An 18,060-nucleotide genomic window follows, 5' to 3' on the forward strand; every position below is an offset into this window, starting at 1 on the left:
CCACATGGGTCCGGCCTTGGCATATGAGGGGCAGGATGAGTTTTCTAGGGGTTGAGCATTCATTGACAGGTCGGCGATGGGTTGGCCCCTCGCCCGAGGTAGAGCGCGCGACCGAAATGCTGGTGCAACAGGCCGACCTGCCGCGCGCAGTGTGCCAGGTTCTGGCACGACGCGGCGTGCCTCCGATGGAAGCAGTTGGGTTTCTAGAGCCAAAGCTCAAGGAGCTCTTGCCAGACCCGCGCAACCTAAAAGACATGGAGGTCGCGGCGGCGCGCTTTCTGACAGCGGTGCGCGAAAGGCAGCGGATCGCGATTTTTGCAGATTATGACGTGGATGGCGGCAGTTCAGCGGCGTTGCTTTTGGTCTGGCTGCGTCAGATGGGGTTGCAAGCGACGCTTTATGTGCCGGACCGGATCGACGAAGGATACGGGCCGAATGTGCCTGCCATGCAGGAACTGGCGGTAACGCATGACCTGATCATCTGCGTCGACTGCGGCACTCTCAGCCACGAACCCATCGCCGCCGCCAAGGCAGCGGATGTGATCGTGCTGGATCACCATCTGGGCTCGGAAACGCTGCCTGAATGCGTCGCCGTCGTGAACCCGAACCGGCAGGATGAAAACGGCGATCTGGGCTATTTCTGTGCGGCGGGTGTGGTCTTTTTGATGCTGGTGGAGGCCGGGCGTCAAATGCGCGAGGCAGGCGCTAAGGGGCCGGATTTGCTCTCTCTGCTTGATCTGGTCGCGCTGGCCACCGTGGCCGACGTTGCCCCGCTAATCGAGGCCAACCGAGCGTTGGTCCGGCAGGGGTTAAAGGTCATGGCCGGGCGACAACGCCCCGGTCTGGTCGCCCTATCCGATGTCGCGCGCATGGATGCGGCGCCAAACAGCTACCATCTTGGATTTCTGCTGGGTCCACGCGTCAATGCCGGGGGGCGCATTGGTCAGGCCGATCTGGGTGCCCGATTGCTCAGCACCGACTCGAGCTCGGAGGCCGAAGCTCTGGCGCAACGGCTGGACACACTGAACACCGAGCGGCGCGACATCGAAAACGCCGTGCGCGCTGCCGCTTTGCAACAGGCCGAGGATCGAGGTCTTGATACCCCCCTGGTCTGGGCGGCTGGCGAAGGCTGGCACCCCGGTGTTGTCGGCATCGTCGCCTCGCGCCTGAAAGAGGCGGCAAACCGGCCAGCGATTGTCATCGGATTTGACGGAGATGAGGGCAAAGGTTCGGGCCGATCAGTCTCAGGCGTCGATCTGGGAGCCTCTATCCAACGTCTGGCAGCCGAGGGGTTGCTGGTTAAAGGCGGCGGGCACAAAATGGCGGCAGGTCTGACGGTGATGCGGGATCAGTTGGAGCCTGCAATGGCCCGTCTCTCGGAACTACTGGAGAAGCAGGGCGCCGGCCAAGGTGGGCCGGCGGATGTTCGGCTGGATGGTGCCCTGATGCCCGGCGCGGCTACGGTGGAATTGATTGAACAGATTGAAAAGGCAGGGCCTTTCGGGGCCAGCGCCCCTGCCCCACGTTATGCCTTGCCCGATTTGCAGGTGCGATTTGCCAAGCGCGTAGGTGAGACACATCTGAAACTGTCCTTGTCGGACGGAATGAGCGGCGGGCTGGATGCCATTGCCTTTGGTGCCTTCGACGGGCCGCTTGGTGAACGGCTTTCAAACCACGGCGGCGCACGGTTTCACTTTGCCGGTCGACTTGAGGTGAACACTTGGGGTGGACGACAAAATGTGCAGCTTCGGCTTGAAGACGCCGCCGACGCCAATTGATCGGGGTTCTGACCGCCTTTTCCTTCGTTCAAAAACTTTCACATCCTTGCGTTTTTCGGCTTGCGGGGGTCGGGGCGAAACCGTAAAAGGCCCTCCACAAGCCAGCGTGGCCCGTTCGTCTATCGGTTAGGACGCCAGGTTTTCAACCTGGAAAGAGGGGTTCGATTCCCCTACGGGCTACCACTTGTGCTTGCGCCAGATACCAAATGGCCCGTTCGTCTATCGGTTAGGACGCCAGGTTTTCAACCTGGAAAGAGGGGTTCGATTCCCCTACGGGCTACCATTTGGCTAGACTTTGGATACCGTAGTTCTGAACTTTGCCAGCCAAGCTGGCTAAGACTCCGACGTAACCTGCAGCTTGATCCCCCAATTCGTGATTTGGTCGGCAAATGCCTCCTTTGGGGCCCTGTCCGTAACCAGCAGATGAACCATCCGAGGATCCGGCCCGACATAAGGCGCAGACGCATCAAATTTGTGCTGATCAGCTGCCATCACCACGTGATCGGCATGATGGACAACTGCGGACGCTAAGTCCGCCTCGGCCGCACTTTGGTACAAAAACCCTTTGCTATCCGAAATCGCATCAGTGCTAAGAACCGCCAGATCAAAGGCATAGCGTTGCAACTGCCTGTGCGCGACATGGCCAAACGTGCCGCGTTCATCGCTTTGCATCTCACCGCCCAGCAAATGCACCCGATTGCCGTTAACCCCGACCAATGTAAGCGCCACGACGATTGAATTGGTGACAATTGTCAGGTTCTGGGCCTGACGCAACTCTTCCGCGACAAAGGCGGTCGTTGATCCGACGTCCAGGAAAACGGTCATCTGATCCTTGATCATCGGCGCGAGATGCTGCGCGATAACGCGTTTTTCATCAGCGTGTTGCGAAATCCGGCGAAAGAAGCCCGGATCACCCTGCGCACCGGCCAAAAACACGCCGCCATGGACACGTTCCACGGTCCCGGCTTTGGATAGGGCTTTGATGGTGCGGCGCACGGTCTCTTCCGAGACGTCGAGCATTGTGGCCAGTTCGGTATTTCGGGCTGTGCCACCAAGACGTTTCAGCGCCTCAAGCAATTCAAGCTCCCGATGGGTGTTGAGTGCGTGCTTTTTCACATTCCGCTCCGGAGAATCGAACTGGCTCACAAACTACAAACCAGGGTCGGTAAATCCAGCATCTTTGCCTTTAATCGGTCATATCAGGCACAGGCCTTGGTTGTTTTGGCAACAGCAGGATCAACGGAGGCAACAGCGGATGGCGCACGCCAAATGCGCAGAACCAGATGGTAGAAGCGTGCCACGAGCGCCAATGATCACTGTATAAGGCCATATATTTAATGATTTTATATCATAATGTTACCCTACATTCTTTAATTAGATTTTCGCATCTCGTCGAGCGTTTCAGAATGCCCGAAGGTCAATTACTAAAAATTTAGTTTGACACATACGCAAGAAATCGCTGATGCTTCCCCTCATCCGGTTTGCGCCGGACACAACCAAAATCTTTGGGAGGAGACAGATGCGGAGACATCTACTTTCCGCAGTGGCGGCGGCTGCCGTCATTGCGGGGCACGGTCCTGCGTGGGCCGACGAAGCCGCAGCACAACGTTGGATTGACGACGAATTCCAGCCATCGACCTTGTCGAAAGACGAACAGATGGGTGAGATGCAGTGGTTCATCGAAGCTGCACAACCCTATGCGGGCATGGAGATTAACGTCCTGTCTGAAGGCATTCCCACCCACTCGTATGAATCCGAGGTTCTGACCAAGGCGTTCGAGGAAATCACCGGCATCAAGGTCAACCACCAGATCCTGGGTGAAGGTGAAGTGGTGCAGGCCGTTCAGACCCAGATGCAAACGGGTCGAAACCTGTATGACGGCTATGTCAACGACAGCGACCTGATCGGCACGCACTCGCGCCTGCAGCTGGCCTACCCGCTGACGGACATGATGGGCGGCGATTGGGCGGCGACAACCTCGCCGACGCTGGATCTGGATGACTTTATGGGCATTCAGTTCACCACCGGTCCGGATGGCAAACTGTATCAGTTGCCCGACCAGCAGTTCGCGAACCTCTACTGGTTCCGCAAGGACTGGTTTGACGACGAAGCCAACAAGGCCGCGTTCAAAGAGAAATACGGCTATGATCTGGGTGTTCCGGTCAACTGGTCGGCCTATGAGGACATCGCCGAGTTCTTCACCAACGATGTGAAAGAAGTCGATGGCGTCGCGATCTATGGCCACATGGATTACGGCAAGCGTGCGCCTGACCTTGGTTGGCGTATGACCGACGCCTGGCTATCCATGGCCGGTGCCGGTGACGTGGGTGAGCCGAACGGTGTGCCCGTCGACGAATGGGGCATCCGGATGGAAGCGGGCACCTGTAACCCGGTTGGAGCCTCCGTCTCGCGCGGTGGTGCGGCTAACGGTCCGGCTGCGGTCTATGCGATCCGCAAATGGGACGAATGGCTGCGGAACTATGCGCCTCCGGGTGCAGCGTCTTATGACTTCTACCAGTCGCTGCCAGCGCTCAGCCAAGGCAACGTGGCCCAGCAGATCTTCTGGTACACCGCCTTTACCGCCGACATGGTGAAGCCGAAGTCCGAAGGCAACAACACCGTGGATGACGAAGGCACGCCACTTTGGCGCATGGCGCCCAGCCCGCATGGCCCCTATTGGGAAGAAGGTCAGAAGGTTGGCTATCAGGACGTGGGGTCCTGGACCTTCCTGAAATCGACCCCATCGGATCGTGCTCAGGCAGCCTGGCTCTATGCCCAGTTCGTGACGTCCAAGACTGTTGATGTGAAAAAGTCCCATGTGGGTCTGACCTTCATCCGCGACAGTTCGGTCAATCACGAGTCGTTCACAGAACGCGCACCCAAGCTGGGTGGTCTGGTCGAGTTCTACCGCTCGCCTGACCGTGTGGCATGGTCGCCGACCGGCATCAACGTGCCGGATTATCCGAAGCTGGCCCAGATCTGGTGGCAGCAAATCGGTGATGTGAACTCGGGCGCGTTCACCCCGCAAGAGGCGATGGATCGTCTGGCCGAAGAGATGGACATCACCATGTCCCGCATGCAGGCCGCAGATGAAGCCGCCAACGTCTATGGCGGTTGTGGTCCACGCCTGAACGAGCCGCAGGATGCAGCCTTCTGGTTGGAACAGCCGGGCTCGCCCAAGGCCAAGCTTGAGAACGAAAAGCCGCAAGGCCAGACCGTCAACTATGACGAACTGGTTCAGCGCTGGCAGTCTCAGTAAACGCAACGTCGTAGGCCGGGCTTCAGCCCGGCCTGCCGATGAATACCCACCGGATTTCCCGACGAGTTTCCCCGATGATCGAACTACAAGATGCCACCAAACGGGTTGGCAACGCCATCCATATCAAACCCACGACCCTGACCTTGCGCACTGGCCATTTCAACGTGCTTTTGGGGGCGACCGGATCGGGCAAGACCTCTCTGATCAAGATGATGGCGGGGCTGGACCCTATTGCCTCGGGCAAGGTCTTCATGGATGGGCAAGACGTCACACGGCTGAACACGCAAAAGCGTCAGATCAGCCTCGTGCACCAGTTCTTTGTGAACTACCCCCACATGACCGTTTTCGACAACATCGCCTCGCCTTTGCGCGTGGTCGGCATGGCAAAATCAGAGATCGAAGGCCGCGTGGAAGAGGCTGCTGACCTCTTGCAACTGCGCCCGATGCTGCACCGCCGCCCGCATGAGCTTTCGGGTGGCCAACAGCAACGAACCGCATTGGCGCGTGCGATTGCGAAAGAGAGCCGCGCTGTATTCTTGGATGAGCCGCTGGCAAACCTCGACTACAAGCTGCGCGAAGAACTGCGTGAGCAGTTGCCGGATCTATTCGCCGGGCGCGGCGCCGTCGTCGTCTACGCGACTTCTGAGCCCGAAGAGGCGCTGCTTTTGGGTGGTTACACTGCGTTGATGGAAGACGGTCGCGTCACGCAATTCGGACCGACCGCAGATATCTATCGCAATCCTGAAAACATCGCGGCCGCTCGCGTGTTCTCAGACCCTCCAATCAATGTTGCCCATATCACTGTATCAGGTGCTCAGGCGCAGCTGGCTGGCGGCGGAGGCTGGGTGGTCAGCGATATGGCAGATGGTGACTATATGGTCGCCGTGCGCCCTCATCGTGTAACGCCATTCCGCACATCGGATGCGGATGTTGAACTGACGGGCCGCGTGATCGTGACCGAGCTGTCTGGCTCAGATTCCAGCGCACATTTCCGGCATGGATCGGATGACTGGGTGTCCTTGGCCGCAGGGGTGCACCCCTATGAGGTCGGCGAAGATCACAGTTTCTACATGAACCCGGCCCATTGCCGGTATTTCGGCCAAGACGGCCAAAGGGTGGCCTGACATGGCACAGATCAAGCTTTCAAACCTGCGCCACAGCTATATACCCACGCCCCAAGGCCCCGAGGATTATGCGCTGAAGGAAATCGACGTCACGTGGCGCGATGGTGGTGCCTATGCTTTGCTGGGGCCGTCGGGCTGCGGCAAGTCCACGCTGTTGAACATCATATCCGGCCTTCTTACCCCCTCGGAAGGTCGGATTCTGTTTGATGATCAGGACGTCACTGCCCTGCCCCCCGATCAGCGCAACATCGCGCAGGTGTTCCAGTTCCCAGTGATCTACGACACGATGACGGTGGGCGAGAACCTGGCGTTTCCATTGAAGAACCGCGGCGTCGATGCCGCGACGATCAAGCGCCGCGTCGATGAGATTGCCGAAATGCTGGACGTCACGGACATGCTGGACACCCGCGCCAGCGGCCTGAGCCCGGATAACAAGCAAAAGATCTCGATGGGGCGCGGATTGGTGCGGGACGACGTGAACGCGGTTATGTTCGATGAACCCCTGACCGTGATCGACCCGCATCTGAAATGGAAGCTTCGGTCGAAGCTGAAGGAACTGCACCAGCGCGTTAAAGCGACGATGATCTATGTGACCCACGACCAGACCGAAGCGCTAACCTTCGCCGACGAAGTGGTCGTGATGCAGGAAGGTGAAGTCGTTCAGATCGGCACGCCAGTTGACCTGTTCGAACGCCCTCAGCACACATTTGTTGGCCATTTCATCGGCTCGCCCGGCATGAACGTTCTGCCGTGTGAGGCCAAAGGTGACCGTGCCGTGTTCGAAGGCCATGAGGTGCTACTCGAAGGTCCAACCCATGGAGACGGCGGGCGCACCGATCTGGGTATCCGCCCCGAATATGTGGGCTTCGGCGACACTGGCATCCCGGCGCAGGTGACCAAAGTGTCCGACATTGGTCGCCACTACGTGGTCAGCGCCATGGTCGGCAACACAGCCCTTAAAGCCGTGACCGAACACAATGCGCCCAATCCGGGCTCGCAAGTGTTCCTGCAATTCAAACCAGAACACTCTCGCGTTTACCGCGACGGCTGGATCGCAACTGAGGGACGCGCGCAATGAGAACAGAAAACCAAAAGGCATGGTTCTTTGTCCTGCCGGTTCTGGCGCTGGTCGCGTTCAATGCGCTGGTGCCGATGATGACGGTGGTCAACTATTCGGTGCAGGAAACCTTTGGCAACAACCAGTTCTTCTGGGAAGGGCTGGGCTGGTTCGAGCAAATCCTACGCTCGGATCGCTTTCAGGCCGCGCTGGGACGGCAGTTCCTGTTCACCTTCCTGATCCTTCTGATCGAGGTACCTTTGGGCATCATCGTGGCCCTGTCCATGCCTCGCAAAGGCTTCTGGGTGCCGGTCTGTCTGGTCCTGATGGCGCTGCCGATGCTGATCCCGTGGAACGTGGTTGGCTCAATGTGGAACATCTTCACTCTGCCCAAAATCGGCCTGCTAGGCTATTTCCTGAATGACGTTCTGGGTATCAACTATGACATGACGCAACAGCCCCTTTCGGCCTGGATCACAGTTGTCGTTATGGATGTCTGGCACTGGACGTCGCTTGTTGTGCTGCTGTGCTATGCGGGCCTCGTGTCTATACCGGACGCTTATTACCAAGCGGCCAAGATTGACGGAGCCAGCCCGTGGTCAGTATTCCGCTATATCCAGCTGCCCAAGATGAAAACCGTTCTGACCATCGCCGTTCTGCTGCGCTTCATGGACAGTTTCAACATCTATACCGAGCCCTTCGTGCTGACCGGTGGTGGCCCCGGCAACTCAACCACCCTGCTGTCGATCGACCTCGTGAAGATCGCGCTGGGACAGTTCGACCTTGGCCCTGCGGCGGCGATGAGCCTGATCTACTTCGCCATTACGCTGCTGGTCTCTTGGGTCTTCTACACTCTGATGACAAAGGATGACGCGCAATGAAGAAGCGGTCTCTTATTCCGATCCTCTATATCGCGTTCCTGATGTTGCCGATCTATTGGCTGGTGGCGATGTCCTTCAAGACCACGAACGAGATCCTGTCGGGCTTTTCCCTGTTTCCCCAGACCTTTACGCTGGAGAATTACATCACCATTTTCACCGACCCGACATGGTACTGGGGCTACATCAACTCAATCATCTATGTGACTTTGAACACGGTGCTTTCAGTCTGCGTGGCGCTGCCTGCGGCGTATGCGTTCTCACGCTATCGGTTTCTGGGCGATAAGCAGTTGTTCTTCTGGCTGCTGACCAACCGGATGGCCCCGGCGGCGGTCTTCGCGCTGCCCTTCTTCCAGCTTTATTCATCGATCCAACTGTTCGACACCTATCTGGCCGTAGCGCTGGCTCACACGTTGTTCAACGTGCCACTTGCGGTCTGGATCCTGGAAGGTTTCATGCGCGGCATCCCGAAGGAACTGGATGAGACGGCCTATGTCGATGGCTATTCCTTCCCGCGGTTCTTCGTGACGATCTTCCTGCCCAACATCAAAGCGGGCGTGGGTGTAGCAGCCTTCTTCTGTTTCATGTTCTCGTGGGTCGAGATGCTGTTGGCCAAGACACTCACGGCGGTCGAGGCCAAGCCCATCGCCGCGGTGATGACTCGCACTGCATCGAGCGCGGGGTATGAGCTGGGCCTGCTGGCAGCAGCCGGAACCCTGACCATCATCCCCGGCGCCATCGTCATCTGGTTTGTCCGCAACTACATCGCGCGTGGTTTCGCGATGGGACGTGTGTGAGGTTCGATATGCGTAAACTTCTTCTCACCCTCCTCTTCCTTCCTTCGATGGCCTCTGCCCAACAGGCCGGTTGGGGCAGTGTTGGGCAGCAACCAGAGAAAGGCTTTTCGTGGACTGATCCTCTATGGCCCGATTTCTGGATGGCCTGGACCCCGGCCACGCTGGCCTTGTTCGTCGGTATATTCTCAGCCATCGCGCTAATTGGCCTGCTTGAAGGGTTCAAGTTCCGCGATGGAATCGAACGGCGCGGCGTGTTGGGCCTGACAACCACGCTGGGCGATCGGCTGTTCATTACCCTTCTGGGTTCAGCCTATATCTTCCTCGCCTGGCTCGGGCTGGTCGGTCAGCCCGTCTGGACGCCGCTTTTCCTCTCCATCGGTTGGGGCATCTTCGTCTTCTGGAAAGTTTAAGCTTTGCGAAACAGCGAAAGGATGCTTGTCTGACAGGCAGACCAAACATGACGACACCGAGATCAATGCGTAAGAAAAAGACGACAAACCTGCTGACCGAAGTTGAACTGGAGTTCATGAACGAGCTCTGGGCACTTGGGCAAGGTTCGGTGCGTGATGTTTTGGGTCGCCTGCCCCCGGAACGGAATCTGGCCTATACATCAGGCGCCACGATCCTGCGCATCCTCGACGAAAAGGGATTTGTCGAAAGTCGCAAGGACGGCAAGACGCTGATCTATCGGCCGCTTCTGGACAAGGACAGGTATCAGGCACGCTCACTTCAGAACCTGTCGCGGACGTTGTTTGACAACACGCCCGCCTCTCTGGTCGCCCGGCTGGTGGATGATGAAGGTCTGAGCGAAACCGATCTGGAGGAGATTCGAGCACTGGTAGAGAGGAGACTGCAACATGACCGCGGTTAAACCGGTACTCGACGCTTATCTGGAAATGAATATCGTTTTGGGCCTGTCCGCTGTGATCTGGATGATCGCACGGGCGGCATTGCACCGCACATCGCTGCGCGGCGGCTATATCGCTCAGTTGCGCGCGTTCAAAGTGCTGTGTCTCTGCGTTCTGGTCAGTCCGCTGCTGGCGCTTGGTGTGTCCGCACTGGCCAGCATGATCTGGCCGGATCGGGCTGTAGCACTTGGAGATATTGCAGTCGCGGCCTATCTGCGCGGCGAGATTGCAATGCCCGCGACCCAATTTGAAGCGTTGCTGAACACCCGCGAACGCTGGTTGGATCAGGTCCTGTCCGGTCAGTCGACCGCCATCACTCTTATGTTGGCCATATTGGCCTGTGTAGCCGTTATGCTGGCGCTGCGTGTCGCGCGCGACGCGCTTGCCATCCGCGCCACGGTCGAGACCAGCTTTCTCTGGCGGCAGTCAAACAAGGTGGATATCCGCCTGTCTGATGGCATCACCGTTCCGTTCGCCGTGCGCGGCCTGCGTCGTCGTCACGTGGTATTGCCCAGCCATCTTTTGGATACCCCGCGCGAGTTACGCTTTGCGCTGGCACACGAATTTCAGCACATCCGCGCGGGCGATGTGGAATGGGAGCTCGGGTTCGAACTGCTGCGTCCGCTTCTGTTTTGGAATCCGGCCTATCTGATCCTGAAATACCAGTTCGATCGCCTGCGCGAGCTGGCTTGCGATCAGTCTGTCGTCGCACGCAAACGGATCGACTCGCGCGAATACACAACCTGTTTGCTGGACTATTGCGCACGCACCGTCTCGATGGGTCACCCGCGCGTTCTGAACGTTGCGCTGGTCACCGGTGGCAAGGCCAAACATGTACTGCGTCAGAGGGTTCTGGCCCTGACCGAAGCGCCGCAGGTCGTAGCCCCCCTGCCCGTGTTCTTTCTGGGTCTGACGCTGATCTTTGCCAGCCTGCTGGCCATCGGTTCTGCCTCTGTTCAGCAAAGGCACGACTGGAGCCATGATCGGCTGATGCTGTCGACCGTTGTGAATCTTGAGCGCCTGCAAGCGCGCAATCAGGGGAACTGAAGCAGCTACCAGCCCCGTCGACCAAACAGCGAATGGATGCGGTTCTGATCCGCGAAGGGCTCAGCCGTTTGCGTCCGCTGCAAACCGGACACCACGCGCATGACCAGACCCCAGCTGATCGCGGCGAAAATGACGCCTCCGAACGCTTGACCCAGCAGGACCCCTGATGCCCCGGCAAAGCTTGACCCGATCGTCGCAAATATCCAGGTGCCCACCGTGTGACGGCCCCAGTTGATCCAGGTTGAATAGATCGGATGACCCAGATTGTTGAAACTTGCGTTCGCGACAAAGATAACCCCATTGAAGAAAGACGCTAACGCCAATGGGCCGCAGAACAGATAAATCAAGGTGCGGGTTTCGCCTTGGGCTGCAAATAAATCCGCGATTGGCGCACGCAGCAGAAACAGGATCGCGGCCATACCCAGAACATAGATCGCGGTGAATTTGATGCCCGCCAGATATGCGGCGCGAACACGGTCGAATCTCTCGGCCCCGTAGTTCTGTCCGATAATGGGACCAATGGCCCCCGACAGCGCAAAAATCACCGAAAATGCCACGGGTAACAACCGTCCGATCACTGCCATACCGGCTACGGCGTCTGTTCCGTATTGTGCAATCTCGCGCACAACAATGGCGTTGCCAATTGGTGTGGCTACGTTGGTCAACACTGCCGGGATCGCAATGGCCCGAACAGGCCGGATATCCTGTACCACTTGTCTCAATGAGGGGCGCGCAAAGGCCTGATGCACGCGCAAGGCGGGCCACAGAGCGGCGGCCAGCATACATACGCGCGCGATCACGGATGCAATCGCAGCACCATCCAGCCCAAGCCCAACCCCGAAAATCAGGAGCGGGTCCAAAACCGCGTTCACCACGCCACCATAGATCGTCGCCATCATTGACCGGCGCGCATCCCCATGGGCCCTAAGAACCGCCATCGACGCCATCGCAATCGACATCACCCACATCGTGGGCAGAATGATCGAGACATAGCGGGTTGCCAGCCGCAAAACCTCACCCTTGGCTCCAAGCAGGGACAACAAAAAACTGATGTTTAGCAGCACCAAAGCAGAGACAACTAAACCTAGGATCAACCCAATCACGGCCACACTGGACGCATAGTTGCGGGCCTGTTCTGACTGGCCAGCGCCAAGCTCTCGCGCGACAAGAGCGCCAGCTGAAATCGACAGCCCGATATTGATCGCGTTGGTAAAAAACAGCAGCGTACCGGCATACCCAACGGCCGCTGCCAAGGCGTCATTTCCCAGCATTGAAATGAAGACCATATCTACGAAATCAACGGCGAAAATGGCCATCAATCCGATGCTGGTGGTCAGCGACATGCGCGTCACATGGCGCATCAGGCTACCGTTCAGGAAAATCGCTTCGTTTGCGGATGAGTTCGCCAAACCTGTATCCTGTTGTCGTTGCCACCGGACCACCCGATCAGGGGCGTTCCGCTTGACCAGACACGCTATTCCAGCCTGGCACAATGGCCGCCGTTCAAATTTGATGTGCAGAGTGCGTGTTTATGCCCCCCAGAGACGCCACATCCACCGTGCCAATCTGTGCCATGGCAATACTCATCTCGTCACTCAGAACCTGCCATAGCTGGTGCAGCCCCTCTTCGCCCCCCGCTGCGATAGCGAATTGCAGGATACGGCCGAAGAAGGTGAAGTTCGCGCCTGTAAGAAGGGCTTTCAACGCATCCTCGCCGGAACGCAAGCCGCTATCATAGAAAAGCGGAAATGTTTCTCCGACTGCGGCACGGATTTCGGGCAGGACGGAAAATGAGGCTGGCGCGCTTTCAAGTTGCCGAGCGCCGTGGCTTGAGACCTGTATCGCATCCACGCCGGCAGCCTTAAGCGCAACTGCGTCTTCAACGTCCAGCACGCCTTTGACCACCAGATGCCCCGACCACTTATCCCTGAGCCTTGCCAGCGTGTCCCAATCTGCTTTGGCGCGGCTTTCGGTTCGGTCAAACTCGTACCCGTCCATAAGGAAATTGGCTATTTGCGGCTTACCATGCGCGAGGGTCGACAAGGACCAGCGCGGATGCAGCGCGAAGTCCAGAAACTGACGTGGACCCAACCGGAACGGCATGCGGAACCCGTGCCGCAACTCTCGGGGCCTGCGCCCAACCTCCGGGACATCGACAGTCAGAACAAGGGTGTCGTATCCCGCAGCCTTGGCTCGATCCACGAGCTTAATGGTTCCTGATCCATCCCCGCTGAAATACAGCTGAAACCAGGCATTGCCCTCGGAGATTTCCAGCATCTCTTCCATCGGGGTTGAGGCCACGGTCGATACGCCCAACGGTACCGAATAGCACGCAGACAGACGGGCCAGCATCAGATCAGCACCCGGGCCGGACAGGTTGCACATCCCCATTGGCGCTATGCCAAAGGGGCGTTGTGTGGATTTGCCAAAAACAGAGCTTGCCAATGACCGCTCACTCACATCCCGCAGAATACGCGGGCGAAGGGTCATCGCATCCAAGGCGGCCCGATTGCGCACGGCCCCGACCTCATCCCCCGCGGCACCATCGATATAGTCGAATACCATCCACGGCAAACGCCGCCGCGCGAGGCGGCGGGCGTCTTCTGCGCTGTGAATGTCGCTTGCGGCCATCAGGCCTCAACAGCTTTCATAAAGCGGTCACGGATCACCACCGGGTCCATTGTGATAACTGGCATCTTGGCGTTGCCGCTTTCACATTTGCTGACGATAATGGTCATCTGTTTGCTGTCCAGCGCTTCTTGTAAGACGCGACCGGTATCTTCCGCGGCACATTCGATTACCCGCTCACACCCGGCAGCTTGCGCCATTTTCGTCAGCGAGGTTTTCTGGCCCGCATAGGTTGGCTGGTCTCCGGTCGAGCCGTAAGAACCGTTGTCGACGATCAGCAGGATATAGTTATCCGCCACGTTATTGGCGATGGTCGGAAGCGTGCCCAGATTGGTCAGGACAGAGCCATCCCCATCAATCACGATCACCGGTTTCGGCTGTGCCAGTGCAAGCCCCAGACCAATGGACGAAGCCAGACCCATGGTGCCCAGCATGTAGAAATTCGTCGGCTGGTCGTCGATGGCATGCAGTTCCTGGCTGGGGATGCCAATGTTGCAGACCACCAGTTGGTCGCGCAGGATCGGGGCGATTGCTTTCAGAATCTCGGATCGGATCATTGGTCGCCATAGCCTCCCCAGAAGTTCGCATCGGTCAGAATGGCAACCGGTTTGTTGCACATGAATGTGTATTTCAGGATCATGTCGAGTTCTTCGACATCGGATTGTTTATGGAAGTGGTAGGTAGGGATGTTCATCTGTGACAGTAGCGCCTTGGTGTGCACAGCCATCTCGACCTGACAGGCCACCGGTTCACGCAATTCCCCACGATATGAGATCAGCATGGGCAGCGGCATCCGGTAGTACTGTATCAGCGTTGCCAGCGTGTTGATCGTCACGCCGATGGCGGTGTTCTGCATGATAATCGCCGGGCGTTTCCCACCCATCCACGCACCGGCGCACAGGCCCATACCTTCGTCTTCCTTGTTCGACGGGATGTGAAAAATCTCGTCGCGTTGGTCGATCTCTTCTATCACTCCCGCCAATTGTTTGCAGGGGACGGTCGTCACGAACGAGATGTCGTTCGCCACCAGATCGTCAGTGATTTTCTTGTCTATGTTCATGGTCCAGCTTTTGGTCCTGTTTAGGGCGCGGTATGCGCGATTGATGATGTTTAGGTTCGGCGGTGTACATGCACCGCGCAATGGGCGTGGCGAACGACGCGCGAGGCGGTCGATCCCAGAAAATAGTCGCTCAGATCCGGCTTATGCGAGCCGATCACGATGCAGTCGATACCGTTGCTGTCGGCATAGTCGATGATCGTGCGCGCCGTGTGCCCTTTGACAATCTCAGCAGTCACGCCGTCCAGCCCTTCGACCTTATCCAACAACTGGCGGCGGGCACGCTCGAACCCTTCGGCAACCAGAGTTTTGTCCAGATAGGCACTGACCGAGCCCTGAGGCATCTCATAGACATGCAAGGCAATGATCTTCGCCCCATCTTCGGACAGGGCGCGGGCAACCTCGAGCGTATGCTGCGATATGCCGTGATCCAGCGCCATAGGAACAAGAACTTTCTTATACATATCAAACTCCTTTTCAGCCCGGTCTATTCCCACGGGTCCAGGATAATCTTTGGTGCGGCAACCGCGCCAGAGCGCAGGTCGCGAAACGCCTGCGCCCCTTCAGACAGGGGTCGGGTTTCGGTCCAATCCAGTGCACCCAAACGCCCATCGAAAATGGCCTGCGCCGTTTGGCGGAAATCCTCAGCCGTGTAGGTATACGTGCCGATAAAGGTGATCTCCTGCAAGGTCATGCGACGGATATCCAGCCCGCCGGTATCCTCACCCAAACCGACATGCGCAATCATCCCACCGGGTTCTGCACAGGCCGAAGCTGTCGCGCGCGTCGCTGCATAACCGACCGCATCAATCACAATCGGATAGGTTCCGGTGGCCTCATCTGCAACGCGCAGACCAAGCTTTTTCAGAAAAGCGCGCCGTCCGGGGTTTGGCTCGGCGAGGGTCACATCATTGACGCCCATCGCACTCAAAGCCAGTGACGCAGCCAGACCAATGGCACCGCCGCCCAGAACCAGGGCGCGTTTCTCGCTGGCTGGATGCAGCGTTTCGATGGCCATTCGCACAGTGTGCCAACTGACCGCCAAAGGCTCCGCCAAGGCGGCTTTGTCCAGCGGTACACCCTCAGGCACTTCGACCAGATTGCGGTCGGGCATCGACACATATTGCGCAAAAGCTCCTTCGCGTGGAGGCATCGAGATGATCTGGCGCTGCGGGCACAGGTTTTCCCGCCCCGAGGTGCAGGCCGAGCACAGCCCGCAGGACACAAGCGGGTTGATCGTCACGCGCGTACCGTCGCGCGGTCCACCGATTATCACACCCGCCGCCTCGTGGCCAAGGATCAGCGGTGCCGGACGCCGGGCATCATGCCCCAGATAGGCATGCATATCCGAGCCGCAGATGCCAGCCGCCTCGACACGGATCAGATGCTCATCCGTGCCGGGTACAGCGTCGGGCATATCCCGATACGCAACCTCTTCGATCCCCTCATACACAAGCGCTTTCATTTCGCGGTGAACCCCCCATCGACCATAAGGACCTGCCCGGTGACATAATCCGAGGCTTTCGAGCACAGAAACAGAATCGGCCCGTCCATATCTTCCATCCGGCCATTGCGCCCAGTGCAGGTTTGCGCCGCATTACGGGCCGCGCGATCTGGGTCGTCAAACACGGCCTGCGTCAGCTCAGTCGGGAAGAACCCCGGCCCAATGGCGTTGGCGGTAATACCGTGAGGCGACCATGCCTCGGCCATCGCGCGCGTCAATTGCCCGATCCCAGCCTTGGTCGCGCCATAGGCGATGCCGCCGGGAAAAGCGCGCGTGGTTTGAAGCGAGGCGAAATTCACAATCCGACCCCAGCCTTTTTCCTTCATCGCGGGCACCATCGCCTGGCTCAGGAAGAACGGCGCGCTCAGGTTTAGGGCCAGTGTCGTGTCCCACCCCTGCCCGGTCACATCATCCGCCGCCTCCCGGGTATTCACACCAGCGGCGTGGACGATGATATCGGGCGCGCCGAAATGGGATGAGACCTCTCTCACCAGTGCGCCCACATTCTCACGATCCGCAACATTCCCTGTTACTGCGGCGGCCATTGGCCCGATCTCATCGCACATTTGATAAAGGGCATCGCCCCGCCGCGCAACGCCGACAACCTTGGCCCCGGCTTGTGCCAGAACCAAAGCCACGCGCCGCCCCAATCCCGAGCTGGCGCCGGTGACGCAGGCCACGCGCCCTGTTAGATCAAAGAGCGCGCGTGGGTCATCCATCTGCGGTCAAGTCGAATTGCTCATCCGGGAAATACTTGGCCAGACGCACATCGGCGGCGCGGGCGTGACCCTCCATCCCTTCCAGACGCGAAATGCGGGCGGTAGCCACTGCAATGGGCTTGGACCCTTCACGCGTTGCCCGCTGCCATGTCACGATCTTCATGTATTTATGAACACTCAGGCCACCGGTATAGCTGGCCGCGCCCGAGGTCGGCAGGACGTGGTTGGTGCCGGTGGCCTTGTCGCCGTAGGACACGGTGGTTTCCTCACCCAGAAACAGCGAGCCATAGCAGGTCAGCCGGTCCAGCCACCAATCCAGATCCTCGGCCTGAACAGTCAGGTGTTCGGGCGCGTAATCGTCAGAACAGGTCGCCATTTCCTCGCGATCTGCACAGACGATCACCTCGGCATAGTCGCGCCACGCGGCAGATGCGTTTTCGCGGTTCAGTTCGGGCAGATCCTCGATCAGGGCCGGCACAAGCTCCATCACCTTTTGCGCCAGTTCCCGATCATCAGTCACCAACCAGACGGGAGAGTTATACCCGTGTTCCGCCTGACTGACCAAATCCGTCGCAACCACATGCGCATCGGCGCTGCTGTCGGCAAGGATCAGGCTGTCCGTCGGCCCCGCGATCATGTCGATACCGACCTTGCCGTATAGAATCCGCTTCGCCTCGGCCACGAATTGGTTGCCGGGACCCACAAGTATGTTTGCGCGCGGCAAACCAAACAGACCATAGGTCATGGCAGCCACGCCCTGCACACCGCCCATCGCCAGAATGCTGTCGGCCCCGCAGATATGCGCGGCGTAGACGATCGCAGGTGCGACGCCCTCACCCGGACGGGGTGGCGAGCATGCCGTGATGTGTCGACACCCGGCCACCTTGGCTGTGGTTACCGTCATAATCGCACTGGCGATATGGCTGTAGCGTCCACCAGGCACATAGCACCCTGCTGCATCGACGGGGATGGCCTTTTGACCAGCGACAACACCTGGCACGATCTCGGTCTGCACATCCGACACGGTGGCTTTTTGCGTTTCGGCAAAGCGGCGCACGTTATCGTGTGCAAAGCGGATATCTGCCTTCAGTTTCTCGGACACCAGGGCAATGGCTGCGTCGATCTCTTCCTGAGTCATAAGGACATTGCCTTCGAACTTGTCGAATTTGGCGGCATATTCCAGCGCTTTGGCGTCACCCCCTGCCTCGATATCGGACAGGATGGTTTTGACCGTATCGTGCACCTCGGACGCATGAGATTGCGCCGTCAGGGTTGCCTTTTTCAGATAGTCACGCGGCATATTC

18 protein-coding genes and 2 tRNA genes are annotated in these 18,060 nt (G+C 58.5%); 11 read left to right on the plus strand and 9 right to left on the minus strand.

The genetic code is table 11. The features are described 5' to 3' along the window. The first annotated feature begins 35 nt into the window (after positions 1-35). The 3 genes from recJ to AC2FFE_RS02180 all read left to right on the plus strand — a co-directional run bounded on the left by recJ (position 36) and on the right by AC2FFE_RS02180 (position 2,061). Positions 36-1,778, plus strand: a complete 1,743-nt coding sequence (recJ, locus tag AC2FFE_RS02170; RefSeq protein WP_496845726.1) for a single-stranded-DNA-specific exonuclease RecJ — start codon at positions 36-38, stop codon at positions 1,776-1,778. Positions 1,779-1,886: 108 nt separating this feature from the next. Continuing rightward, positions 1,887-1,961, plus strand: a tRNA-Glu gene (locus AC2FFE_RS02175). Positions 1,962-1,986: 25 nt separating this feature from the next. Next, positions 1,987-2,061: transfer RNA gene (locus AC2FFE_RS02180), tRNA-Glu, on the plus strand. Positions 2,062-2,111: 50 nt separating this feature from the next. On the opposite strand, the gene AC2FFE_RS02185 is transcribed toward AC2FFE_RS02180, so the two are convergent. Then, positions 2,112-2,894, minus strand: coding sequence for a DeoR/GlpR family DNA-binding transcription regulator (locus tag AC2FFE_RS02185; RefSeq protein WP_496818709.1), 783 nt, complete (start codon positions 2,892-2,894; stop codon positions 2,112-2,114). Positions 2,895-3,297: 403 nt separating this feature from the next. Between AC2FFE_RS02185 and AC2FFE_RS02190 the strand changes: the two genes are divergently transcribed. From AC2FFE_RS02190 to AC2FFE_RS02225, 8 genes are all read left to right on the plus strand, one after another. Further along, positions 3,298-5,037 (plus strand): ABC transporter substrate-binding protein, encoded by a 1,740-nt coding sequence (locus tag AC2FFE_RS02190; RefSeq protein ID WP_496818710.1) that lies wholly within the window; start codon positions 3,298-3,300, stop codon positions 5,035-5,037. Between the two features lie 74 nt (positions 5,038-5,111). Further along, on the plus strand, positions 5,112-6,161 hold the full coding sequence (locus AC2FFE_RS02195; RefSeq protein WP_496818711.1) for an ABC transporter ATP-binding protein: 1,050 nt from the start codon (positions 5,112-5,114) through the stop codon (positions 6,159-6,161). A gap of 1 nt (position 6,162) precedes the next feature. After that, positions 6,163-7,239 (plus strand): ABC transporter ATP-binding protein, encoded by a 1,077-nt coding sequence (locus AC2FFE_RS02200; protein WP_496818712.1) that lies wholly within the window; start codon positions 6,163-6,165, stop codon positions 7,237-7,239. Beyond that, positions 7,236-8,099 carry a carbohydrate ABC transporter permease gene (locus AC2FFE_RS02205; RefSeq protein WP_085807799.1) on the plus strand — a complete coding sequence of 288 codons (864 nt, stop codon included), beginning with the start codon at positions 7,236-7,238 and terminating at the stop codon, positions 8,097-8,099. Before AC2FFE_RS02200 ends, AC2FFE_RS02205 begins: the two co-directional genes overlap by 4 nt. Continuing rightward, positions 8,096-8,893 carry a carbohydrate ABC transporter permease gene (locus AC2FFE_RS02210; RefSeq protein WP_496818713.1) on the plus strand — a complete coding sequence of 266 codons (798 nt, stop codon included), beginning with the start codon at positions 8,096-8,098 and terminating at the stop codon, positions 8,891-8,893. Before AC2FFE_RS02205 ends, AC2FFE_RS02210 begins: the two co-directional genes overlap by 4 nt. A gap of 8 nt (positions 8,894-8,901) precedes the next feature. Beyond that, complete coding sequence (locus AC2FFE_RS02215; RefSeq protein ID WP_496818714.1) at positions 8,902-9,303, plus strand: DUF2160 domain-containing protein; 402 nt, start codon at positions 8,902-8,904, stop codon at positions 9,301-9,303. A 65-nt stretch (positions 9,304-9,368) separates the two neighbouring features. Continuing rightward, on the plus strand, positions 9,369-9,764 hold the full coding sequence (locus AC2FFE_RS02220) for a BlaI/MecI/CopY family transcriptional regulator (RefSeq protein WP_170533094.1): 396 nt from the start codon (positions 9,369-9,371) through the stop codon (positions 9,762-9,764). Beyond that, positions 9,751-10,848 carry a M56 family metallopeptidase gene (locus tag AC2FFE_RS02225; protein ID WP_496845727.1) on the plus strand — a complete coding sequence of 366 codons (1,098 nt, stop codon included), beginning with the start codon at positions 9,751-9,753 and terminating at the stop codon, positions 10,846-10,848. Before AC2FFE_RS02220 ends, AC2FFE_RS02225 begins: the two co-directional genes overlap by 14 nt. A 5-nt stretch (positions 10,849-10,853) precedes the next feature. Here AC2FFE_RS02225 and AC2FFE_RS02230 read toward each other — a convergent pair whose 3' ends face one another. The 8 genes from AC2FFE_RS02230 to hisD form a co-directional block, all read right to left on the minus strand. Next, complete coding sequence (locus AC2FFE_RS02230; RefSeq protein WP_496818716.1) at positions 10,854-12,257, minus strand: MATE family efflux transporter; 1,404 nt, start codon at positions 12,255-12,257, stop codon at positions 10,854-10,856. 94 nt (positions 12,258-12,351) lie between these two features. Next, positions 12,352-13,479: an alpha-hydroxy acid oxidase gene (locus tag AC2FFE_RS02235; RefSeq protein ID WP_496845728.1), complete on the minus strand. Its 1,128-nt coding sequence runs from the start codon at positions 13,477-13,479 to the stop codon at positions 12,352-12,354. Next, entirely contained in the window at positions 13,479-14,033 is a 555-nt protein-coding gene (gene comE, locus AC2FFE_RS02240) for a sulfopyruvate decarboxylase subunit beta (RefSeq protein ID WP_496845729.1), read from the minus strand. The genes AC2FFE_RS02235 and comE overlap by 1 nt, the downstream gene beginning before the upstream one ends. Next, positions 14,030-14,536 carry a sulfopyruvate decarboxylase subunit alpha gene (gene comD, locus AC2FFE_RS02245; RefSeq protein WP_496818719.1) on the minus strand — a complete coding sequence of 169 codons (507 nt, stop codon included), beginning with the start codon at positions 14,534-14,536 and terminating at the stop codon, positions 14,030-14,032. Before comD ends, comE begins: the two co-directional genes overlap by 4 nt. Positions 14,537-14,586: 50 nt before the next feature. Then, entirely contained in the window at positions 14,587-14,997 is a 411-nt protein-coding gene (locus AC2FFE_RS02250) for a universal stress protein (protein ID WP_496845730.1), read from the minus strand. A 23-nt stretch (positions 14,998-15,020) separates the two neighbouring features. Beyond that, positions 15,021-15,998, minus strand: a complete 978-nt coding sequence (locus AC2FFE_RS02255; protein ID WP_496845731.1) for a zinc-dependent alcohol dehydrogenase — start codon at positions 15,996-15,998, stop codon at positions 15,021-15,023. Next, complete coding sequence (locus tag AC2FFE_RS02260; protein ID WP_496845732.1) at positions 15,995-16,756, minus strand: SDR family NAD(P)-dependent oxidoreductase; 762 nt, start codon at positions 16,754-16,756, stop codon at positions 15,995-15,997. Before AC2FFE_RS02260 ends, AC2FFE_RS02255 begins: the two co-directional genes overlap by 4 nt. Next, on the minus strand, positions 16,749-18,056 hold the full coding sequence (hisD, locus tag AC2FFE_RS02265) for a histidinol dehydrogenase (RefSeq protein ID WP_496845733.1): 1,308 nt from the start codon (positions 18,054-18,056) through the stop codon (positions 16,749-16,751). The genes AC2FFE_RS02260 and hisD overlap by 8 nt, the downstream gene beginning before the upstream one ends. Positions 18,057-18,060: the final 4 nt, after the last annotated feature.

Source organism: Ruegeria sp. YTSA168, assembly GCF_059610045.1.

Coding starts and splice junctions, on each gene's coding strand:
- comD (WP_496818719.1), bottom strand. CDS start 14,536: ATGAACATAGACAAGAAAATCACTGACGATCTGGTGGCGAACGACATC.
- AC2FFE_RS02195 (WP_496818711.1), top strand. CDS start 5,112: ATGATCGAACTACAAGATGCCACCAAACGGGTTGGCAACGCCATCCAT.
- AC2FFE_RS02190 (WP_496818710.1), top strand. CDS start 3,298: ATGCGGAGACATCTACTTTCCGCAGTGGCGGCGGCTGCCGTCATTGCG.
- AC2FFE_RS02215 (WP_496818714.1), top strand. CDS start 8,902: ATGCGTAAACTTCTTCTCACCCTCCTCTTCCTTCCTTCGATGGCCTCT.
- AC2FFE_RS02250 (WP_496845730.1), bottom strand. CDS start 14,997: ATGTATAAGAAAGTTCTTGTTCCTATGGCGCTGGATCACGGCATATCG.
- hisD (WP_496845733.1), bottom strand. CDS start 18,056: ATGCCGCGTGACTATCTGAAAAAGGCAACCCTGACGGCGCAATCTCAT.
- AC2FFE_RS02220 (WP_170533094.1), top strand. CDS start 9,369: ATGCGTAAGAAAAAGACGACAAACCTGCTGACCGAAGTTGAACTGGAG.
- AC2FFE_RS02260 (WP_496845732.1), bottom strand. CDS start 16,756: ATGGATGACCCACGCGCGCTCTTTGATCTAACAGGGCGCGTGGCCTGC.
- AC2FFE_RS02235 (WP_496845728.1), bottom strand. CDS start 13,479: ATGGCCGCAAGCGACATTCACAGCGCAGAAGACGCCCGCCGCCTCGCG.
- recJ (WP_496845726.1), top strand. CDS start 36: ATGAGTTTTCTAGGGGTTGAGCATTCATTGACAGGTCGGCGATGGGTT.
- comE (WP_496845729.1), bottom strand. CDS start 14,033: ATGATCCGATCCGAGATTCTGAAAGCAATCGCCCCGATCCTGCGCGAC.
- AC2FFE_RS02210 (WP_496818713.1), top strand. CDS start 8,096: ATGAAGAAGCGGTCTCTTATTCCGATCCTCTATATCGCGTTCCTGATG.
- AC2FFE_RS02255 (WP_496845731.1), bottom strand. CDS start 15,998: ATGAAAGCGCTTGTGTATGAGGGGATCGAAGAGGTTGCGTATCGGGAT.
- AC2FFE_RS02225 (WP_496845727.1), top strand. CDS start 9,751: ATGACCGCGGTTAAACCGGTACTCGACGCTTATCTGGAAATGAATATC.
- AC2FFE_RS02200 (WP_496818712.1), top strand. CDS start 6,163: ATGGCACAGATCAAGCTTTCAAACCTGCGCCACAGCTATATACCCACG.
- AC2FFE_RS02205 (WP_085807799.1), top strand. CDS start 7,236: ATGAGAACAGAAAACCAAAAGGCATGGTTCTTTGTCCTGCCGGTTCTG.